At 54.2% G+C, this 19,820-nt stretch carries 15 protein-coding genes; 7 read left to right on the forward strand and 8 right to left on the reverse strand.

Annotated elements, in window-relative coordinates:
* Nucleotides 1–543: 543 nt before the first annotated feature.
* Together KY494_RS07940 and KY494_RS07945 are read left to right on the forward strand one after the other, a co-directional pair.
* Nucleotides 544–2,274 (forward strand): hypothetical protein, encoded by a 1,731-nt coding sequence (locus tag KY494_RS07940; RefSeq protein WP_219890527.1) that lies wholly within the window; start codon nt 544–546, stop codon nt 2,272–2,274.
* Between the two features lie 35 nt (nt 2,275–2,309).
* Nucleotides 2,310–3,722 (forward strand): hypothetical protein, encoded by a 1,413-nt coding sequence (locus tag KY494_RS07945; protein WP_219890528.1) that lies wholly within the window; start codon nt 2,310–2,312, stop codon nt 3,720–3,722.
* On the opposite strand, the gene KY494_RS07950 is transcribed toward KY494_RS07945, so the two are convergent.
* Nucleotides 3,703–4,833: a GNAT family N-acetyltransferase gene (locus KY494_RS07950; protein ID WP_219890529.1), complete on the reverse strand. Its 1,131-nt coding sequence runs from the start codon at nt 4,831–4,833 to the stop codon at nt 3,703–3,705. The genes KY494_RS07945 and KY494_RS07950 overlap by 20 nt on opposite strands.
* 1,448 nt (nt 4,834–6,281) lie before the next feature.
* On the opposite strand from KY494_RS07950, the gene imuA reads away from it, so the two are divergent.
* Genes imuA through KY494_RS07965 form a run of 3 tightly spaced genes read left to right on the forward strand, consistent with a single transcriptional unit; the run spans nt 6,282 to nt 11,529 of the window.
* The gene (imuA, locus tag KY494_RS07955) at nt 6,282–6,959 is read left to right on the forward strand and encodes a translesion DNA synthesis-associated protein ImuA (RefSeq protein WP_375143479.1); all 678 of its coding nucleotides are present in this window, start codon (nt 6,282–6,284) and stop codon (nt 6,957–6,959) included.
* A complete protein-coding gene (locus tag KY494_RS07960) occupies nt 6,892–8,361 on the forward strand; it encodes a DNA polymerase Y family protein (protein ID WP_219890531.1) in 1,470 nt (489 codons plus the stop codon). The genes imuA and KY494_RS07960 overlap by 68 nt, the downstream gene beginning before the upstream one ends.
* A 3-nt stretch (nt 8,362–8,364) precedes the next feature.
* Nucleotides 8,365–11,529: an error-prone DNA polymerase gene (locus KY494_RS07965; RefSeq protein WP_219890532.1), complete on the forward strand. Its 3,165-nt coding sequence runs from the start codon at nt 8,365–8,367 to the stop codon at nt 11,527–11,529.
* A gap of 493 nt (nt 11,530–12,022) precedes the next feature.
* Here KY494_RS07965 and KY494_RS07970 read toward each other — a convergent pair whose 3' ends face one another.
* Together KY494_RS07970 and KY494_RS07975 are read right to left on the reverse strand one after the other, a co-directional pair.
* Nucleotides 12,023–12,583, reverse strand: coding sequence for a GNAT family N-acetyltransferase (locus KY494_RS07970; RefSeq protein WP_219890533.1), 561 nt, complete (start codon nt 12,581–12,583; stop codon nt 12,023–12,025).
* 228 nt (nt 12,584–12,811) lie between these two features.
* The gene (locus tag KY494_RS07975) at nt 12,812–13,525 is read right to left on the reverse strand and encodes a hypothetical protein (RefSeq protein WP_219890534.1); all 714 of its coding nucleotides are present in this window, start codon (nt 13,523–13,525) and stop codon (nt 12,812–12,814) included.
* A gap of 323 nt (nt 13,526–13,848) precedes the next feature.
* Here KY494_RS07975 and KY494_RS07980 point away from each other — a divergent pair, with 323 nt between their 5' ends.
* Complete coding sequence (locus KY494_RS07980; RefSeq protein WP_219890535.1) at nt 13,849–14,511, forward strand: SOS response-associated peptidase; 663 nt, start codon at nt 13,849–13,851, stop codon at nt 14,509–14,511.
* Nucleotides 14,512–14,854: 343 nt separating this feature from the next.
* Here the strand turns inward: KY494_RS07980 and KY494_RS07985 are convergent, their stop codons facing one another.
* Genes KY494_RS07985 through KY494_RS07995 form a run of 3 tightly spaced genes read right to left on the reverse strand, consistent with a single transcriptional unit; the run spans nt 14,855 to nt 17,247 of the window.
* Complete coding sequence (locus KY494_RS07985) at nt 14,855–15,931, reverse strand: type VI immunity family protein (protein ID WP_219890536.1); 1,077 nt, start codon at nt 15,929–15,931, stop codon at nt 14,855–14,857.
* 9 nt (nt 15,932–15,940) lie between these two features.
* The gene (locus KY494_RS07990) at nt 15,941–16,612 is read right to left on the reverse strand and encodes a VRR-NUC domain-containing protein (protein WP_219890537.1); all 672 of its coding nucleotides are present in this window, start codon (nt 16,610–16,612) and stop codon (nt 15,941–15,943) included.
* A 53-nt stretch (nt 16,613–16,665) separates the two neighbouring features.
* Nucleotides 16,666–17,247, reverse strand: a complete 582-nt coding sequence (locus KY494_RS07995) for a PAAR domain-containing protein (protein WP_258194737.1) — start codon at nt 17,245–17,247, stop codon at nt 16,666–16,668.
* A gap of 420 nt (nt 17,248–17,667) precedes the next feature.
* On the opposite strand from KY494_RS07995, the gene KY494_RS08000 reads away from it, so the two are divergent.
* Complete coding sequence (locus KY494_RS08000; protein ID WP_219890538.1) at nt 17,668–18,072, forward strand: hypothetical protein; 405 nt, start codon at nt 17,668–17,670, stop codon at nt 18,070–18,072.
* A gap of 112 nt (nt 18,073–18,184) precedes the next feature.
* Here the strand turns inward: KY494_RS08000 and KY494_RS08005 are convergent, their stop codons facing one another.
* Together KY494_RS08005 and KY494_RS08010 are read right to left on the reverse strand one after the other, a co-directional pair.
* Nucleotides 18,185–18,469 carry a hypothetical protein gene (locus KY494_RS08005; protein ID WP_219890539.1) on the reverse strand — a complete coding sequence of 95 codons (285 nt, stop codon included), beginning with the start codon at nt 18,467–18,469 and terminating at the stop codon, nt 18,185–18,187.
* 192 nt (nt 18,470–18,661) lie between these two features.
* Entirely contained in the window at nt 18,662–19,714 is a 1,053-nt protein-coding gene (locus KY494_RS08010; protein ID WP_219890540.1) for a DMT family transporter, read from the reverse strand.
* Nucleotides 19,715–19,820 lie beyond the last annotated feature (106 nt).

Below are 19,820 nucleotides of genomic sequence, written 5' to 3' on the forward strand. Positions count from 1 at the left end.
AAATGTAACGTTATGCAAAATATTCGAATACCTTGATTCTCGCATAAGTGGCTCCGATTTTATCAGTCCGCGACAGGCTTCAGTCGACATTATACCAGGACCTAGTCCAGCCGAATTTATTCGTCTACTCGACAGCTTGCAGAACGCACAGGCGGAGCTTGCGCGCCTAAGTCATCTCAGTGATACAGGAAAGTGGATACCGAAATCATGATAGAAATTTTGACTGGGTGTGTTGCTCGCATTGTGCATGTTTCCCCGACCGGGGGAGCGATTTTTCGGTTACTGCTAAAAGGAAGCGCGAAATCCGTTCGCGTTATTGCAAGCAGGCGAGTAATGTCGACATCTCCGATTTTGGGTGAAGAATTGATACTCTACGGGCGTTATGTAAATCATCGAACATATGGAATTCAGTTTGACGTAAGCGCAGCGACGCGTGTCCTCCCCAGCGGAGATAACATCATTCGCTTCCTGCGCTCGCATCCTAGGTTCGCTTGGGTTGGGCCTCGGTTTGCTCGGGAGCTTTTGAACCGACTTGGAAATGACTTGGCCAAAAAAATCATGGCAGGTGATTATATGGCGATTGCGGCGGCGTCAGGGATGGAGCCTTCTGACGCGATGCGCCTAATACGCGAGTGGCGAGAATACGCACTGAACGTTCAGGTATCAAATGAATTTGCGTCGCGCGGGCTTTCTCTTGTATTTGTGAAAAAGGCACTGTCACTCTGGGGAGATGCAGCCGGTGCTGTTGTCGCGGTCAACCCCTATATATTGGTAGCGATTGCAAGCTGGGCCGAAATTGACAAGGTCTGCACAACTGAACTTTCCATATGTGCTGATGACCCACGGCGCCTGGTGGCAGCTTGCGTGTCGTGCGTAGACCAGTACTTGACTCGACGCAGGGTCGTAAAAATGGGTCTGCAACAGTTGAGCACTCACCTTCAGATACGCCTCGGCTGCGAGTCGTTAGCCTCGTGCTCAGTTGAGATAGCTACTTCGCAAGGCCTGCTTCAGATTCATGAGGCTGCGGGTCGCAAAACTGTTCAGACTGTTGGTCAAGGCATTCTTGAGCGGGCAATCCTACGCGCCGTCCGACATTCGATTACGGCACCACTTACAGCTGACGCCAATCAAGGGGACGTTCCGAGACCGACTGGTGGAGAACTAACTTGCCGAGGTCCTGGCTATCGCATTCTGCATATTTGCTGTTTTGACTCTCTTAAGCTTGCACGTTTTGCGTCACAGGAAACGCTACATATATTTCCGTCAGAGTCAATGCGTCAGCTATTCTGTCCTTACACTGACAAAACAATGCTTTATGTCGACGTCAATAAAAAGGATTGGGGCAAGAAGGATTTATTGCCGGTTTTCTATATCTACGGCGCGGATATGCTCGACCTCACAAAAGCCACGAAGCTAGTGTACGACCTTCCGTTGGGCTGTGACGTGTGTATAATTTCTCCGAACAATATCGAGCGCCGCGTTGATTCATTTTGGAATTTTTTGCACTCTTCAATATGCTGTTCCCGAAATGATTCTGCTGACCATTACATCAGCTGTACAGGTGAAGAGATTGGCGCGGATTCAAATTTGTCCACTAGCCCGGAAAACCAACTAGCTCCCCGTTTAGCGGATGCGGGGCAAGTTGACAATGGGTCACCCAAATGCCGGAATGCGGTGCGAGTTCGCCGCATCGACGCGGCGAGCTGGGGTGAAGTCATTGCCCTCACTTTGGAAGCATTCCGCGAGGCCGCCGACAGCGACTCAGCATTAATCCTAACGATGCTCAAAAAAGATGCAATCCGTCTAAATCGCGTTTTACACGAGGAGCATTTGGAACTCAGGCTCGCCCTTGACCGTCCTACTCCTGGTGTAAGAATATATAACGGTCTAATGGCGACGATTGATGAAAAAATAGTTGCACGCATGGACATAAATAGTAAGTCAATATTTACTGGAGCAGTTGGAACAATAAGACACATAGAACCGTTACCGCTCGGTCAGGGCACGGCGTTTATTGAACCCAACATGATTGTTGCGACTGCTATATTTGATACTGTTGGACTTGTCGATTTAACTTCTGAAGACTGCTCGTCACTGGATTTTGGGTATGCGGTTTCTGCCGACCTCGACAGGTGGGGCTCGGTTTCCCATCGAATTTTCGTCACGCGGGAACAGGTCGGCTGTCCTTCAACGTGTTTGGCATCACAATTCATGAGGACTGGAAAGCTTTTTACTATTATCAGCGAGGCACCGCAAATACAGCGGATGTGCTAGCGTATTTTGGCTATTTCTTAAGATGAAAGTTCCTCATGTCTATAAATAACCGTGAAAACATTGTCTCGTTAAATGCGAAACGAAAAAAGCCAGCCATTTCGTGGTGCACGTATAAACCGGGCCTTAAATTGCCGAGCATTCGCTGCGGCGACTTATCTCTGCACAAACCTTTTCAAAGCTTTGCCTTCTCGGTTGCAGACAATACCAACTCCGAAGTTAAAGCTTTTGCCTCTCGTATGAATTCGGTAGCGTACGCGTTACTCGACTACGAAATTTATCTTGAGTCGGTGGGTTTAACATGGCTCGACGGAAGTGATGGCGTCCTTGCAAATTATCGTAATTACGCCTTTGCTAAAGTAAGAAATTCGAAATCTTCCCGTGGCAATCTCACTGCGAAGAAATCTGTAAATATAAAAATGCACGTTTTATACGAATTTTATTCGTGGGCGTCGAGCTCGATTAGCGAACTTGCCCCGAGTATTGGCACTGAGACTCATGTAGCAATTAAATCGACATTACCACTGCATTCGCTCAACCCAACTCATTGGACCGGGCAACCACGCAAACTGTATCCGCAGTGCTTTACGGGCGTCGCCGAAAGCTCAGCAAGTATGAGTGGTCAACATTGGGCAACTGTTGCAGAAATTAACGACATTGAAGAATACTTTCGAAACGTTAAATTTGTGAAAACTGGCGCTAGAAATATTTTGTTTATGCGAGTAATCGACCAGACTGGGCTACGTCGCGAGAGCACAAACTCTTTAGTCATCGGTCAATTCAGCGACAAAAATATCGAGAAATCAATAAGTACATTGAAGATTCATTCGATTCAGCCTTATAAACAAAAAAACGATGAACGAAACTTCTTTGACATTCCAATTCCTCTTTCCCTGGAAATAAATAGGTTCATCAAATCAATTTATGGTGACGATATCTTTGTCCGCGCTGCAAAGAATGCATCCATTAACATGCTTCCGCTTTTTGTATCCGAAAAAACTAGAGCGGCGATGGATGACAAGAGCTGGACCGCGATTTTCACCGATGCGTTTAATGCGATTGATGCACCGAAAGGCGCTGGAGTCCATGCCATCCGTCGAAAATTTGCCGAAGATTGGTTTGAAAAAGAAGTTCAGAACTGTATCGACAAGGGTCAACCGATTTCTTACGCTGACATTGTGGCGGGTTTGGCTAAAGTGCTTGGTCATGATTCCAAGCTAAGCCAGGAGGCCTATCGCCGCGTTTCGAGGATGTCCCATGGAACAACCACACTAGATACATTGACGGAGGAAAACCGAGAGTTGGCTGTACGTGTTATCCAGTTAAACTCGCTGCTTTCCTGCAAGGATGAAGAAATTTCTAGACTTAGAAATATGCTCGAAGATGTTGAGTTAAGGGTTAAAAAAAAGATGGGGCTTATCGCAAAGCGGCCTACTTCGCAGCGCGTTTGAACGGCGCTCTATCGGCCAACTCGTCAATATATTCACTCATCTGGCCTGTCTCTTGATTGAGAAACTCCTGTATTGCATGCTCAAACCTCCGGTCTGCAACCCAGTGTGCTGACCATGTGGGCGTCGGCTCAAGGCCTCGAGCCAGCTTGTGCTCACCTTGGGCACCTCCTTCAAATGCGCGAATCGACGCATCGATACAGTAGGCGATTGCTTGCATATAACAAAGCTCAAAATGCAGCCCCGACACAAACTTGGTAGTGCCCCAGTATCGGCCGTACATTGCGTCAGGACCGACAAAATTGAGGGCCGCAGCTATCGGCTCGCCAGCTTGTTCGGCGAAGATGAAAAGCAGATTTTTCCCTATTGAAGCTTGTATCTGAGCAAAAAATTCCCTCGTGAGATAAGGGGTCGAGTAGTGGCTCTCGTAGGTTGCCGAATAGCACACGTAGAAGAAATCGAGTTCTTCGCTGGTCATGTCCTTCCCGGAGGCAAACCGAAAGCTAACGCCGGCCTCTGCGACGCGTCTTCGGTCCTGCTTCACCTTCTTTCGCTTTTCGCGCGCCATTGAACCAAGGAACTGGTCAAAGGACTCATAGTCGCGGTTCAGCCAGTGAAATTGAACCCCCTCCCGCAACATCATGCCGGCACGACGTACCACCTCGAGGTCTTCTGCCCTGGGGAACAAGATATGTAGTGATGAGACGCCGACTTCCTGAGCGAATTGAATCGCTGCGCGAGCAAGAATTTCCTTGTCAGCTTCGTTGGTTGCCAGCAGCCGCGGGCCTGTGACAGCGGTAAACGGGACGGCTGAAACGAGCTTCGGGTAATATTCGAGTCCATGGCGTTCATAGGCGTGTGCCCATGCATGGTCGAAGACATACTCCCCTCGTGAGTGTGACTTGGCATACAGCAGCATCGCGCCGGCGAGCTTGCCTTGGCGCCTCAGGACAAGGTATCGTGGGGACCATCCAGTGCGGTTGGAAGCGCAGCCAGAGGTATGTAGCGCATCAAGGAAACGATAGCTTACGAACGGGTTGCCCTCAGTCAGTGCCTCCCACTCCCCTTCTGCGATTGTGCTTAGTGACTCGAGTACTTCGACGACCGTTTCCAAGAAAATTCCAGTAAGGTTAGCTCTTTTTCCTAAGGGATGCACGAGGCGGACCAACGCCCCTGACGGCCTGCCTAAGGCGGGCGTCTTGATGACAATTGTATTTGTACCAGCGATATTCTATCAGGTACCCAAATTCGCACCTCGAGGTCCGTGCAGTAGCGTAAGGTCAAATGACGCGCGGGTTCGTAGACGAGACTCGTTTGCTTGCCCGACGTCATGCGTCAGTGCCGCCCGGATTGCTCGATTAGTCACTTACCCGACCATATTGGCGACCCTGGCCGACTCAACCTGCTACGGCCGGCAGTCTGGCGCCATGACGGCTGCGGTCCGGCACAGAGTCCGGCAGCGGGCGCGCCTCAGCGCGGTCTCTACGCCCAAAAATTTCGGTAGGCGCGGTGGTAACGGAGGTAACTGGCCAGCGCGAGCGGCTCCGGATTCGAGGAGGCTCAGGTCCTGTTGAATTCTCAGTCGCCCACACCACCCGGCTATTCGCGTCGAAAGCACTCGCACGAGATGCATTCCTCTAATGGCCACCCAGTCGGTACGGTGAATGGCCACCACACAGCCTCTTCAGTACGCAGGCCTGGCACATAGCGATTGCTCATCTGCCCACCCATTGACGCTGCAAGCCTCCGGCATCCATTCCGAAGCCGTAATTTTGACGAAAAAAAACCCGCCAACGGAGGGCGGGTTGAATCCAATTCTTGGAGGAGTTGGAGGAGACAGGCCAATTATGCTGCACTGCGCCATATTTCGCCAATCATCATTTGTAATGAGATGTATCACTGCTGAGAATGACGCTCTCGGCCCGCATGGACGTGTTTGAATCCTTCAAAGGGGGAAGTAATATCTCCGAATGCCGACCCAGCAATTGCGTTGGAAATAACAGCTGAATTTATCCACAGATGGCGTGGACAGCACTGTGGACAACTCCATCATACGCGCCGCACAACGAGTACAGGTGCGGGTTTCTTGTGCCTGCTCAAATTTCCGGCAGGGACCTGGTCGACGTCTCTTGACAGTCCAGGTACTGACTATCCTCAAGGAACCTCGCTCTTTCCTTGACCGTTTTCGGGCGGACCCTCAGGAGCTTTTGGCCAGGGCGCAGTGCCGTCAGTCGATTTATACGTATCAAATGGATAGCACGATGTAGACATGTCGTTTATATCATTATCACCTCTCCCACCACACTCTTCGTCGGGCGCGTGCTCCTGCAAGTCTGCAATGCACATCTTCGCCATTACATTTGAAATGTACAACGCATCCCATAGGAAATTAATTTAGATGTGTATTTTTCCTGACGTTGAATTATACTGTATAAAAACACAGTAGTTTTTTACCAAAAACCATCTCCTGCCAATCTAACCAAGTAAACCAAACCGATGCTGTGCCCACCCCTCATCCAAAGCGATTCAGCCCGCGCGCTTCTGCAACTGCCTCTGCAGGATGTGTGGCGTGCGAGCGAGCTCGCTCTATCCAGGTCAACGACCTGCACGACGGGCCATGCGGTTTTGGATGCGGAACTGCCGAACGGTGGATGGCCCAGGTCCGCCCTGGTGGAAGTGTTGCTGCAACAAGCCGGCATCGGCGAGATGCAGTTACTCAAACCCGCTCTCGCCAAGTTGGCGGCGACACAGCGCATTGCCTTGATTCAGCCGCCGTATCTACCGCACGCCATGACGTGCAGGTCCTGGGGTCTTATCGACCGCAACCTGCTTTGGCTTCGGCCGGGCAGTTCGGCCGATGCGCTCTGGTCGGCGGAACAAATATTGAAAAACGGCTCGTGCGGGGCCGTCGTGCTTTGGCAGTCGAACGTCCGCTCAGAATCCTTGAGGCGGTTGAACCTGGCAGCCCAAAGCACAGATACATGGCTGTGGCTGATGCGGCCGCTTTCAAGCAGCGCCGACTCGTCGCCATCACCGCTTCGAATCGCGCTTCGGCCCGCTCTAGGCGGTGTGTCGGTCGACATTATCAAACGTCGGGGGCCTCATTGTGACAACCCCTTTTTTATACCGCTTGCGGACATGCCCGCTGGTCGTCAGCATCTGGATGTAGACCATGAAATTACTGTTAAGCGTGTACCTTCCACTACTGCCATTAGAAACGCTGCGGCCATCTTGGTCTGAGCCAGGTCCGTATGCAGTAATGCATCAGGAGCAGGTCACGGCAATATCGCCCGATGCCGCGCACAGCGGCGTGCGCTTGGGGATGCGCATTGGGGGCGTGTCGGCCATCGCACCTGGTACGGTGATACTTGAGCGCAGCCTTGAGAAGGAGGCCTTGGCGCTGGACGCCATCGCGATGGCTCTGTTGCAGTACACCCCAGAGGTAACGCTTCAAGACGACTTCTCTATCCTGATGGATGTGAGCGCCAGCCTGCGTTTATTCAAAGGGCCACACGCCATCTGCGGGGCCATAGCTCGCAGTATTGCTGCGCTGGGTTTCACCGCGCGCCTTGGCGCAGCGCCTACCGCGCGAGGAGCATGGCTGCTTGCCAGGAGTTTTCGCCGCAAAGGTGCCGTGTTCCGCCGGCGCGCGCTAACTATGAAATCGCTGGAACGCATGCTCGACAGACTGCCGTGCGGATTGCTACCCGCCGCCGCCGCATACGACGAATGGCTGGCCGGCATTGGAGCCAAGAACCTCGGCGCATTGCAACGTCTGCCACGCCCAGGCCTACTTCGACGCACTAGCAAGGACCTGCTTGCGGACCTCGACCGAGCGTATGGCCAGGCGCCGGAGATGTTCGAGTGGATTAAAGTCCCATTGACGTTCTCAGAACGGGTTGAGACCTTCGACCGTATCGAACATGCTGATGCTCTGCTGCATGGCGCGACGCGACTTATCCTCCAACTCGTGGGTTGGCTGACGTCTCTCCAACAGGCGGTTCGTGTTTTCACCATTGTTTTGGAGCATGAGCGCGGGCGTGCGGCGATGCCTCCGACTGAACTCGAAATCGCGCTTGCGGAGCCAGCCTGGCACGAGGCCCACTTGGTGCGATTACTCAAGGAGCGCCTTGGCAAGGTTGAGCTCATCGCGCCCGTTATCGCATTGCGGCTGGACGCGAAAAAAATCGAACCAATGCTTCCTCCTAACGAGTCCCTGTTCCCAGAGCCAGGTGGGTCGCCACAGGACTTCCATAGGCTGCTGGAGCTGCTTACTGCACGCCTTGGGGCCGAGAACGTGCTGACGCCGGCCGCAATGCAGGATTACCGCCCCGAGGTCTGCAACGAATGGGTACCCCTTACGGAAAAATATCGCAAATTGGATGACGATGAAGTCCTGGAAGGACGCCCATTCTGGCTCCTGCCAAAACCGATTCCACTGTTGATGCGTGGCGAGCGGCCGTTCTACGGGAGCCCGTTGAAAATTATTCAAGGTCCGGAGCGTCTCGAGGCCGGATGGTGGAACGACCAAACGGCGGCGCGCGACTATTTCATTGCGCAGGGCACCGACGCGTCCTGCTACTGGGTCTATCTCGAACGGACGAAGGAGGCCCGCTGGTATCTGCACGGTCTATACGCCTGAGCCATGAACACCACTTCCCTCCCCTTGCCGGCCCCAGTACTACCCGACTATGCCGAGCTTCAGGTATTCAGCCACTACACTTTCCTGCGAGGCGCTTCGGCTCCTGAACAACTGGTCGCACGCGCCGCAAAACTTGGATACGCTTCCATCGCGATTACGGATGAATGCACTTTGGCCGGCGTCGTCAAGGCCCACATCGCCGCCAAGGAGTTCGGAATCCATCTGGTCATCGGCAGTCAAATGACGGTGACTCCCGAGGATGGAAGTTCTCCTTTCGCTCTCATCATCCTGGCGACGAATAGAAATGGATACGGGAACCTCAGCGAACTGATTACCGTCGCGCGGACTCGTACTGAAAAAGGTTCCTACCTAGTCCTGCCCCGCGATATCGCCTCGCCGGTTGGTGACCTGGTGCATTTGCGGAGCCTGCCAGATTGTCAGTTCATTCTCGTGCCGAAATACAACGCCAGCTATGATGAGGTGGAACGCCAAGCTGCGTGGCTGATTCAATGTGTACCTGGTCGCGCCCGCATCGCACTCACCTTGCACCACCGCGCCCAGGACGAAAAGCATCGGGCACTGGTGTCCGGTATATCCGAGGAATTCGGGATGCCCGTCGTCGCAACCGGTGATGTCTGCATGCACGTCCGTTCATACAAGCCCCTTCAAGACACGATGACTGCAATCCGCCATGGCATACCGGTCGCACAATGCGGGTACCGGCTGGCGCCAAACGCTGAGCAACATCTGCGTTCCCGAGTACGCCTGGGTAACCTCTACTCGCGGGAAGCGCTCGACGAATCGGTACGGGTCGCGCAGCTTTGTGAATTCTCACTCGATGAGCTGCGATATGAATATCCGCAAGAATTGGTTCCTGACGGCGAAACGGCGACGTCGTACCTTCGCAGAGAGGCATACATTGGCGCGCACTGGCGTTTCCCGGCAGGTATCCCAGAGAACGTCCAGGCGCTACTGGAACGCGAGCTTGGCATCATCGCCGAACTCCAGTACGAATCGTATTTTCTAACGGTCTTCGATATCGTGCGGTTCGCCAGGTCGCAGCACATTCTCTGTCAGGGCCGTGGCTCGGCCGCAAATTCGGCTGTATGCTACTGTCTGGGCGTCACGGAAGTCGACCCATCGCGCGGCACGTTATTGTTTGAACGGTTCATCTCAAAGGAGAGAAACGAGCCGCCTGATATCGATATCGATTTCGAGCACCAGCGGCGCGAAGAGGTCATTCAGTACATTTACAAGAAATACGGTCGGATGCGTGCCGCCCTTACAGCCGTAGTCATTTCGTATCGACCGCGCAGCGTGCTACGCGATGTCGGAAAGGCCCTGGGCGTTGACCTCTCGGTCGTAGATAAGGTCGCGAAGGCCTCCCACGGTTGGGGTGGGAAATCGGACCTTCAAGAGCGCCTGGTCTCGTGCGGCTTCGACCCAAACTCACCCATCGCTGAGAAGTGGGCGGAGTTGGCCGACAGGTTAATGCGTTTCCCGCGCCACCTTTCACAGCATCCAGGCGGGTTCGTCATCTCCCACACCAAGTTGTCCAGGCTGGTGCCTATCGAAAACGCTGCGATGGCGGAACGTAGCATTATCCAGTGGGACAAGGACGACATCGATGCCGTCGGTCTCCTCAAGGTCGACGTACTCGCACTTGGGATGCTGTCGTGTATCCGGCGTGCACTTGACCTTGTATCGGAGCAGCGTGGAGCGCGGTTCGAGCTCGGCGACGTTCCGGCTGAAGACCCAGCCACATACGAGATGATTTGCCAGGCCGACACGGTAGGCGTATTCCAAATCGAGTCGCGCGCGCAGATGTCGATGCTACCGCGGCTTCAGCCCCGCACGTTTTACGACCTCGTCATTGAGGTTGCCATCATTCGTCCGGGCCCCATTCAGGGCGGGATGATTCATCCATTTCTACGCCGCCGCCAGGGTATCGACCCGGTGTCGTATCCAAGTCCTGAAATCGAGTCAGTCCTTGAACGCACCTTGGGCATTCCGATTTTCCAGGAACAGGTCATGCAAATCGCCATGGTTGCAGCAGGATTTTCACCTGGTGAAGCTGATGCATTGCGCAGAGCGATGGCGGCATGGAAGCGTAAAGGCGGTCTCGAGCAGTTTGAAGACAAGCTAATGCAGGGCATGGCGGAAAGGGGCTACACCGCTGAGTTCGCGACATCAATTATCGGCCAAATTAGAGGGTTCGCCGAGTACGGTTTCCCCGAGTCTCATGCTGCCTCTTTTGCACTTCTGGCGTATGCCTCGAGTTGGCTGAAGTGCCATGAGCCAGCAGCGTTCCTGACCGCGCTGCTGAACAGTCAGCCAATGGGGTTCTACTCGCGTTCCTCCCTCGTACAGGATGCTTGCCGCCACGGCGTGGAGGTGCGCCCTGTCGATGTGTCCGTTAGCAACTGGGATGCACAGCTTGAATTCATTGCAAAAGGTTCGCAGCCGGCCGTTCGTCTGGGCCTCAACAACATCAAAGGCCTCGAGCAAGAGGCGGCCTGGCGCATTGAGGAGGCGCGCGCCATCCAGCAGTTCGAAACCACGGCCGACCTAGCATCACGGGCGAATCTGAATGCAGGCCACCTCAACGCACTGGCGAGCGCCAACGCCCTTGAATCGCTCTCTGGCAACCGCCGCCAAGCATTGTGGGAAGCGGTAGCAAGCGTGCCTGACAAAGGGCTGCTACGGTCCGCCACGGTCGTTGAAGAGCCGGTCGAGATGGAAGCGCCGAGTGAAGCGGAAAACATCGTGGCCGACTACAGGCACCTGGGACTGACACTGGGGCGCCACCCGCTTGCACTCCTGCGCGCGCGACTCGCTGCAATGAAGTTCCTACCTGCGGAAGTTTTGAACCAGTTTGACAATGGCAGGCTCGCACGTGGCTGCGGCATCGTCACGGTGCGCCAGCGGCCGGAGACCGCCAAGGGCGTGGTATTCGTGACCATTGAAGATGAGTCCGGCACCGTGAACGTCATTTGCTGGCCCAACCTTGTCGAGCAGCAGCGCAGGGAGCTGATGGGTGCCAAGCTACTTGGCGTCTACGGTGTGTGGCAGTCTGAGCGCAACGTACGACACCTGGTTGCCAAGAGGCTTGTGGACCTGAGCCACATGCTCGGGGAGCTGGACACCAAATCTCGGAATTTTCATTGAAAGCAAGGGGGTAATGGCGAAGTTCACGTACATAAATGACCTTCGCGAAGCGGCTGCTATCGCCCAAAAGCGGAAGTACAAGTGAGCCGAAAACTCAGTATCTGGCGTTAAAGTCTCAAAGCTACTGTCCAGTCTTTTTCATTCGGTATGCAATGGCCGCATACAAAAAAGCGACTCCGGCCATTCCGGCTGACACGCCATATTGATGGCCAAGGCAGAGGCTAGCGCTGCTCAAACCAAAAATACCTGCAACGATTGCAATACCTTTTGATTTCTTCATTTATCTAAATTTTTAGGAATAAAAATGACGGGGCTGCTTTTGGCCGCCAGCGACCCATGAGCATATCGAATTAGCAAGCGAGAAAAGGCACGCATTGTCACGAAAACGCGAATGGCTGCTTCTGGCCGGTTGCAGTCGTTGGCAGGTACCGCCCCAAAGCCGCCCTTCATGGTACTTTGACGACATCAGCCTACGCTCGGATTGGCCTAAAACTCAGCTCTGTGCAGGCACCGCAAAGTCTCTAGATAACAATCCATACACGTGTTGGTCAACAAATACCCCATTCAGAAATTCCTCCTGCCGCAAGACTCCTTCACGCACGAAACCTAATCGCTCTGCAACTCTTTTGCTAGCTTCATTCCCGGCAGCAAAACGGAGCTCAATTCTGTTTAATTTCAATTCTCCAAAGCAGTGGGCGAGGACGGTACGCACAGCTGAAGTAACAATACCTCTGCCTGAGAATGTTCGCGCGATGAAGTAGCCGATTTTTGCCTTTCTGTCCCCTTCATCAATGTCTCTGAGCCGAATGGCACCGCATAGGGTGTCGTCTACGAAGATATGCCATTCAAATATTTCACTGGTGGACGCTTGTTCGACGGCGGTCAAGAGATGCGTCCTGGCTACTTCAGCGGAAGACAAAGCTGATAAAGCAGGTAGATACTGAAAAAGGTACTCAGCATTTTGCTGCACCAGCAATGCCAGCGCCTCCGCATGTTCGACAACAACCGGAACGATAGAAATTCCCGTGTCCGACTTTAAGGGTATTAAATGCATATTTTGAGAAATTTGAGGCTAAGGAGGGAGGTCTGCTATTGGCCGATAGCGGCACAAGAGCATAGCGGATTGCCAAGTAAAAATTCTCACACATTGTCACGCTGCGCCAAATGGCCGCTTTTGGCCGTATCCGGCTGTCGCCATACAATGTAGCATCTTGCTCGCTTAACGTCTTGCATCTTGTTGTGTGATGCTACACGCCTCTAGCTGCCGCCACCGTGCGGGCTTTCATCTTGCTGGCGCGGCAGCGGGAGAAAGGCCTGGAGACTTGGCGACGGCACCCGGTGTCGGTTGAACGGCCGTCGCCGGAGCAGCCGCCTTAGCTTCTCGTACACCAGCTGACGAGTAAACATAGATTGGTAGGCCGACCACAAGAATCGCCAGGACCGCAAACGAACCTACCAATGTGCATTTGGTAGCGAGAAGAGAGTCTCTATACGCGCGCTCACCAAGCTTGACCGTTTCCCATTCGCTCTTCAGCACTCCCTCGGCATAGGACGCTGCCTTCTCCACCGCAGCAATAGGCCCAGCCACGTCGCCATCTTTGTTGACTATATAACTCTGCTGCGCGCCCATCATTGAACTCAACAGGCGCAGCAACTCTTTGTGGTCATCTTGGGATGCATTTAGACGCAGCCGAATGCGGTGATAAGTTTCAGCTGCGTCATGGCGAACGACGGTAATTTTAGTTTTGTCAATACCGAATTTTTCAGTTTCGTCGCACTGCGGCGCTCGAAACTCCTGTACCGAACGCGCCAATGTCCTTGTATTTGAAAACAGCGCAGCTAGGTCGTCGCGCAATGCATTAATCCAGGCTTGGCGAAACTCCGAGACCTTTGTCTCCTTGGATGCAATGAGGTTTGCGCGTGCGATTCCACCTGCGACAATGGCAGCGGCAACAGTGCCGATAACGGGTATGAGCGGAGTGACTTCAAAGGTCATTTGTCTGGGGTAGCTGCGATGTGAACAACACGTTGTAATCAAGCACGCCGTATGCGAGCTCCTTTGTTTTCAGTCGGAGGTGTGGAGGGGTCTACTCGCACACGCCCGGCTCAATTGGTAATGTGCATCACCCCACCTCCGCTAAGACCTGAAGCATATGCACCTCTGACATGCTGCGCAAGATATAGTATGCAAAGAATATCCGGCTCCGCATGCAATGTCCAGAAGTCAAATTTTCTATATTGACAATGAAAAAACGATGGACGCCCATATTCCAAAATGCCGGATAAAATCAGACATCAGCTTTCAACCCGGAGAACGCCATGTGCGTCAACTACGTAACTGTCTCACGGCAAGTGGCCTTCGACTTCTTTCGCACTTCCATGGAGGACAGCGACGATTGGCGTGATGAGCTGTACCAGGACTACGTTGGCCCAATCATCGTTCATGACCAGGCCGGCAATCGCAAAGGTCTGACTGGCACATACGGGTTCGTCCCCAAGCGGCACATGCCACCCGGCCAGCGCCTCACGACGATGAATGCCCGTGCGGAGACAGTTGGCCAACTGAGGACGTACAAGTCCGCTTGGGCCAAATCTCAACTTTGCCTCGTTCCAATGGTCCGCTTCTTCGAGCCAAACTGGGAACAATCAACGCATGTGCGATGGTCTATTGGAATGGCCACCGGCGAACCGTTTGCCGTCGCCGGCCTCTACCGGGAATGGGTCGAGGAGGAAGGGAAGAGAACATTTTCGTTCACCCAGCTGACCATTAACGCCGACGACCATCCCTTCATGAGTCGCTTCCATCGCCCTGGAGAGGAGAAGCGTTCGTTAGTCATTGTCCCAACCAGCGAATACGACGAGTGGCTTGGTTGCAAAGACCCAGAACGCGCAAGGACATATCTTCAGCCGTATCCGGCCGACCTGATGTGCGGAGAGCCGGCACCGAAGATTCCAGGTGTCAAGCAACGTGAACTTTTTTAAGCTGAAGGTTCTCGCCAAAAGTGGCGTAATGAGCAGATTCAAGTGCTATATCATGGTGCAGCAATCATTGGAGGCATTGCTGGCGGTTTGCAGGGCAACTAGGTCGGTCATGGGAAGAGCCCCACCGCGAATACCGGCATTGGCGCGATAACAGGCGCAATGTTCGCTGAGCTACTATCGTCGCACCAAAACTACTACGCCCAGAATGTGCAATGTCGCAGCACCGCAATAGAACGCCTTTACGCAAGTTGCCGGCGCGCACACCGCCAGACCTCACCTCCACGTGCACACCGCCGTGGAGGTTTTTCATGTCGGCTAGGGCCAATGCCCGCTGTTTAAACAGTCAGCGGAGAGTCGGAAGGATTGGTAGCTCAGTAAATTTCGGCTCGTCCAGTAGTTTAGCCTTGTACGCCATTAGCTCGTTGTCCTCGACATCGAATCGTTTCAGCCACTCATCCGCAGCCACGCCAATCAATCGAGGCTCAATCCCTGCGGATGCATAGTGCATTCCAATTTCCGTAGTCCTAATAGGTTTGAGGAGCATATTGGGAAGCACCAACCGCGCAGGCATCGGAAAGTCAGCAGGTGCGGCGTCGGGTTGGGGGCCGCCCTGTATGACGAGTCCAGTTCCATAGTCAAACAGGCCAAACCAGTCCATAGGTAATTCCGAACGAATGGTTGATATGCCTCCGACTTTTTCCACGTAATCATTGTCTATGGCCGTGAGCCAGCCTACGGTCTTAATGCCCAGGTCCGCAGTGGCTGCGCCGGCGACAAGATGGCCTGCATCAAACCCCTTGAACTTGGACGTCAGAAATATCTCAAATGCCTGGTTCTCGTCATAGCGAGCGGCTGACAGGATGAGACTGTAGCCGCCGTACCCGTGTACGGCACACAGGCGCCGTGCAAAGCTGACGAAGAGCTCCTGGAAAAGCCCAGGATTTTCTTCGCTAAACAAGATGGGAAGGCTAAACCGCAGCCCGCATAACCCCCAACCTCCCATCGCCGCTCGCCAGGCCTGAAGACCGACGACTTGAAACTCCCATGGACCGGCGTCCTGCGCCTTCACACCACTGGTGTAGTGAAAACTCACAGCATCGTTTACGTCCATACGTTCCAGCATTTTTTTCAGCGGTTTTGCCTCCACATAACTCATTTTCTCCGGGCCCTCTGGCGGTTCCTCCCGGTAGAGCCAAGTCAGCTCAGGTTTTGCCTTCGCCTGGAACTCTTCGAAACAAGCGCTGATGGCATCGCGGACGGCTGGCAGATGTGCATCCCTAAAGAAAAGGGTGCCGGCAATTGCCGGCACGCCGCCGACATAGTCCTGTGGCCCTTTCTTGGTAAGCAAGCCCCCAGGTACATTCATGGCCTCGGGGTGCTCGCGCATCAGTGTCTGCAGGTCAAATGGCAAGTCAGTCATGTCAAATCCTCAATATGCGGGCACGCCGCCAGGCGGCGGTCTTTTAAAAACAGCCATGTAGATTATCCCAAGAATAGCGGCGGCCTGTCCGAGCTGCTCTACCGGAATTTCTGGTAGCTTAGGCTCGGTTTGGTCGCAGTCGCATTGGTCAGGAGCCAACGTCACCATTTTCTTCCTATCCCCGGCTATGACTATGTAGTCCTGTTGCTGGCCGGGGCGGAAAGGGTCCCCAGGAAATTTTATCTCCACCACCTGTTTGATGTTGTCCTGTGTAGGAGGCTTCGTCGGGTCCTCGACGATAATGACATCCGGCCTCCGTGTGTAGCCTTGACCTGGCTTGTAAGGCACAGGGCGGCTTGAGTCTTTCGGCCAAAGTGTCTTCGTCCAGCCGGGCCATAGGATTCTGCTCTTCGTATCCACGACCTTATCCAGAAAAGGCTCTGGGGGCCGTTTCGTCATATCGTATGTGAACTCCGCCTTGTATAGACTTCGGTGGTCAAGAATCACATCGAGAGCTTTCAATCGAGCCGAGACACATTCTTGTTTCAGGGACCGGCCGTCTGCACCAATTCCCGGCATTTTTTGGCATTTGCACACGGCCGAGCATACGACCTTCTTATCGGGGAAATCGAGCTGCGGCTTGTTAATCGGCACGACGGTCGTAGCGCCTTCCTTGCTCATGCCTCCCACGGCCAACGGCGCTTGCCCTGTCGGTGGGGTGCTATTTGGCCCCGTCATGCGTCAACATCCTGAATCAGGTCGAATGCAAGCGACTCGAGGTCGTCCCGCTCTACCCACTGAGTAAAGCCATCGTCGTCAGTACTACCCGTGATATATTTGCCATCAGTCGACCGTACACGCACGTCCAAGTTACGTACGGGTTCACCTGTTATAGCGTCAACGACCTGAAACCGACCGCGGAAGCGTTCGGAGTCGTCCGCAAGGGGTTCATCTTGGTATGCGCTGGCCAGCCCGGTATGAATAATACCAAAGCCCTGCATCAGAGCACCTGGCGCGAGACTGCTGGTGGCGCCAGGCGCGGCGCCGCCCGATGGCGTCGTTAGGGTGTACATCTGGCTTGAGATTAGCGTGGCGCCACAAGCGGTTTTACAGCCATGGTAGGCCACTGCCTTGCCAGCATCGATGAGGCTGGAGTCGCCTTGGCTGATGGGAAACACCCCCTTACAACGCGGGCAAGAAGCCATGTCACCGACACGAGCCCAGCCTTTGCCATGAGTATCCGATAGCGGTGAGCAGGTGACGACAGTGCCGCCGTGGCTCGTCTTATCGCCCAGCAAGATGACGGGATTGCTCAAGAGTTTTGCCCTTTCAATATTATTTAGGCAATATTAGCATAGTTGTTAAGCTCGACGTTTACGTCACCTCTATGGTCGAAGTACCACAGCGAGATGCCGTCCGCCGACAAATAGCATTCTGTGCCGAGGTTCGCAGACTCGCCCCCCCCCTAGTCGGGTTTCTTTTCAAAATATGCTTTGTGACCGATTCAGATGGCTATGTTGCACAAATAAATTGATAGCGTCGTACCTAGACCCCAGATTGAGCTATCCCGTGGCCACCGTCGTGGGTGTGCCGAGTCCGGTTAAACGCGGCTTCGCAGTACGGGCTCGGGAAATTACCCAGCATGACCATTCGAGGATATTCATCGCCGCCTTCTAGGCCGAGAACTCGACGCTGGAGTATGATGGGGAGAGGCCAATATCGATGCAAAAGGCACTATGAATACTGAACTCGACGATGAGCAGCAAAATGAATCGGAAGCGGTGCTCTTTGCCGCGCTGCCATTTGATTTCCCACGTCCAAGCAACTTAAGCGCCGTTTCAGGCGCCCAGCCTAAATTTTCCATGAATCGGTACCAAGGCCGTTTCTACAGCCCTGGCTGCTCACCGCCGGAGCTACTCGAGCGCTGGAACAACTGCGAAGACATTGCGCAACAACTGGCCGTAAAGTCCCTTGAGTCCAAAGCCGGGAAACGCTCGCACCTGTCAGAGACTGAGATTCTCGACCAATATTTGCCGCGGCTGATTGCAACGGGCTGGGTATCCGAGCCAGAGGCCCGGTGGGTAATGCGCCGAACCGCCGAACTGGTTGGATGGCAGGCGCCGCCATCCGCGTCCCCCTGACTTGCTTCATGACAGGAGCACATGGCGATGAGAGTACGACCACGTCCGTACCCAGCCGCCGCGAACTAAACGAAAGCCGCAACTAGGCGGCTTCGTCATTTATGCCTGGGGCTTAGGGTGCAATCGTCACCGACATTGCCGATTCGCCCAGCCACTTTTCGAATACCTTTTTGAAAGCACGCGCCATCGGTGCTTCTTCAAAGTGATACATCGACGGTGCAAGCTCATTGAAATGGCGTTCGCGCAGGTTGCCCCAGCTCCGGACGTCGAGAGGCAGATGCTCACAGGCGATGGCGCCTTCGCGGACATGCCGGCGGTCGCTGCTAACGCCCTTGAGCAGTCGGCTCTTATTTTCAATCAGCCAGCGCTTGAACGACGTGGACCAGGTCCGCAACATCTCCCCCCTAGCTCAGCGGGATGCCCTCTCCACTCGCTCAGCCAAAGCCTGGGCCTTCGGCAGCTCGGGAATGCGAAACGAATCCTTGGGCGGCATCGAAACGATGCGCCGTAAAGTGTTCCACGTACTTACCGTTGGACAGCGGTATGTTCTCAGCTTCGAGCGACTCAATGGGAGAAGAGAACGGTAGGCTCAGTGACGATGTCGGTGATGGATGTCCGGGTAATGTGCGTGCACGTGTGTCTGCGGGAAATGTCTATGGGAGTGAGTATGCGAGCCTTTGCCATCCCACGGGAAGTCATGTTCATGTCCATGGTGTTCGTCGTGTGAATGCTGGTGAGCGTGCTCCATTTCCTCATGGGTATGCTCGTGGCCATGACTTTCTGTGAGGTGCAACCAAATGCCCGCCCCCATCAGCGCCGCAGCCAGCCAAAATCCGGCGGCTGGCGTTTCACCGAGCAGTATGAGTGAAACCACGGCACCAACAAAGGGCGCGGCCGAAAAATACGCGCCGGTGCGAGCGGTCCCCAAGTTACGAAGGGCAAGGACAAAGAGCACCAGGCTAAGGCCGAATCCACAGAAACCGACCACGCCCGTCATCAGCACAGTTGTAAGCGCTGGCAGCGTAAGACCTAGCGACGCGCCGATAGCAAGATTTACCGCGCCGGCGACCAATCCTTTTGTCGCAGCTATTTGCACCGCATCGCTGGCAGAGACCTTGCGGGTGAGGTTGTTATCGATGCCCCAGCAAAGGCAGGCGCCAATAATGGCAAACGAGCCCCATGGTAGCCCCTCTGCAGGTACCTGGTCCCAGGTCAATGCTACGCCACCAGCAACTATCAGCAACATGCCGATAAATATTCTATGGTCAAAATTTTCTTTGAATACGAACCAGGCAAGTAGTGAGGTCAATACCCCTTCCATGTTAAGAAGCAGGGATGCGTACGAGCCCGGAGTGAGCGCGAGGCCAAGCATAAGGAGCGCGGGACCTGCGACCCCACCGAACAAGGTCGCTCCTGCCAACCATGGTACGTCACGAGAGTTGATTCGGTCGCCGGAGGTCTTTTGGTGGTTGGTGGCTAGGGCACGAATCCCGAACCAGACTGACAGCCCAATACCACTACCGAGGTACAGGAGTCCAGCAAGCTCGAGTGGTGCTACTTGACCTACCAATAGCTTTGCAAAAGGAGTACTGGCGCCAAAGGTGATGGCGGCAAGAAGCGCGTAGGTGACACCTTTTTGCATGTTGGTCAGCTCGTTGGTTCGGTTCGTAATTGTAGGCCAAACTTCGTCCCAGGTAAGGGATTTCCGTGGGAGATAAACAAACGATTCATTCCCGTCTCGTCTGAGA

The sequence above is a fragment of the Janthinobacterium sp. PAMC25594 genome (assembly GCF_019443505.1).
Lineage (GTDB): Bacteria > Pseudomonadota > Gammaproteobacteria > Burkholderiales > Burkholderiaceae_D > Janthinobacterium.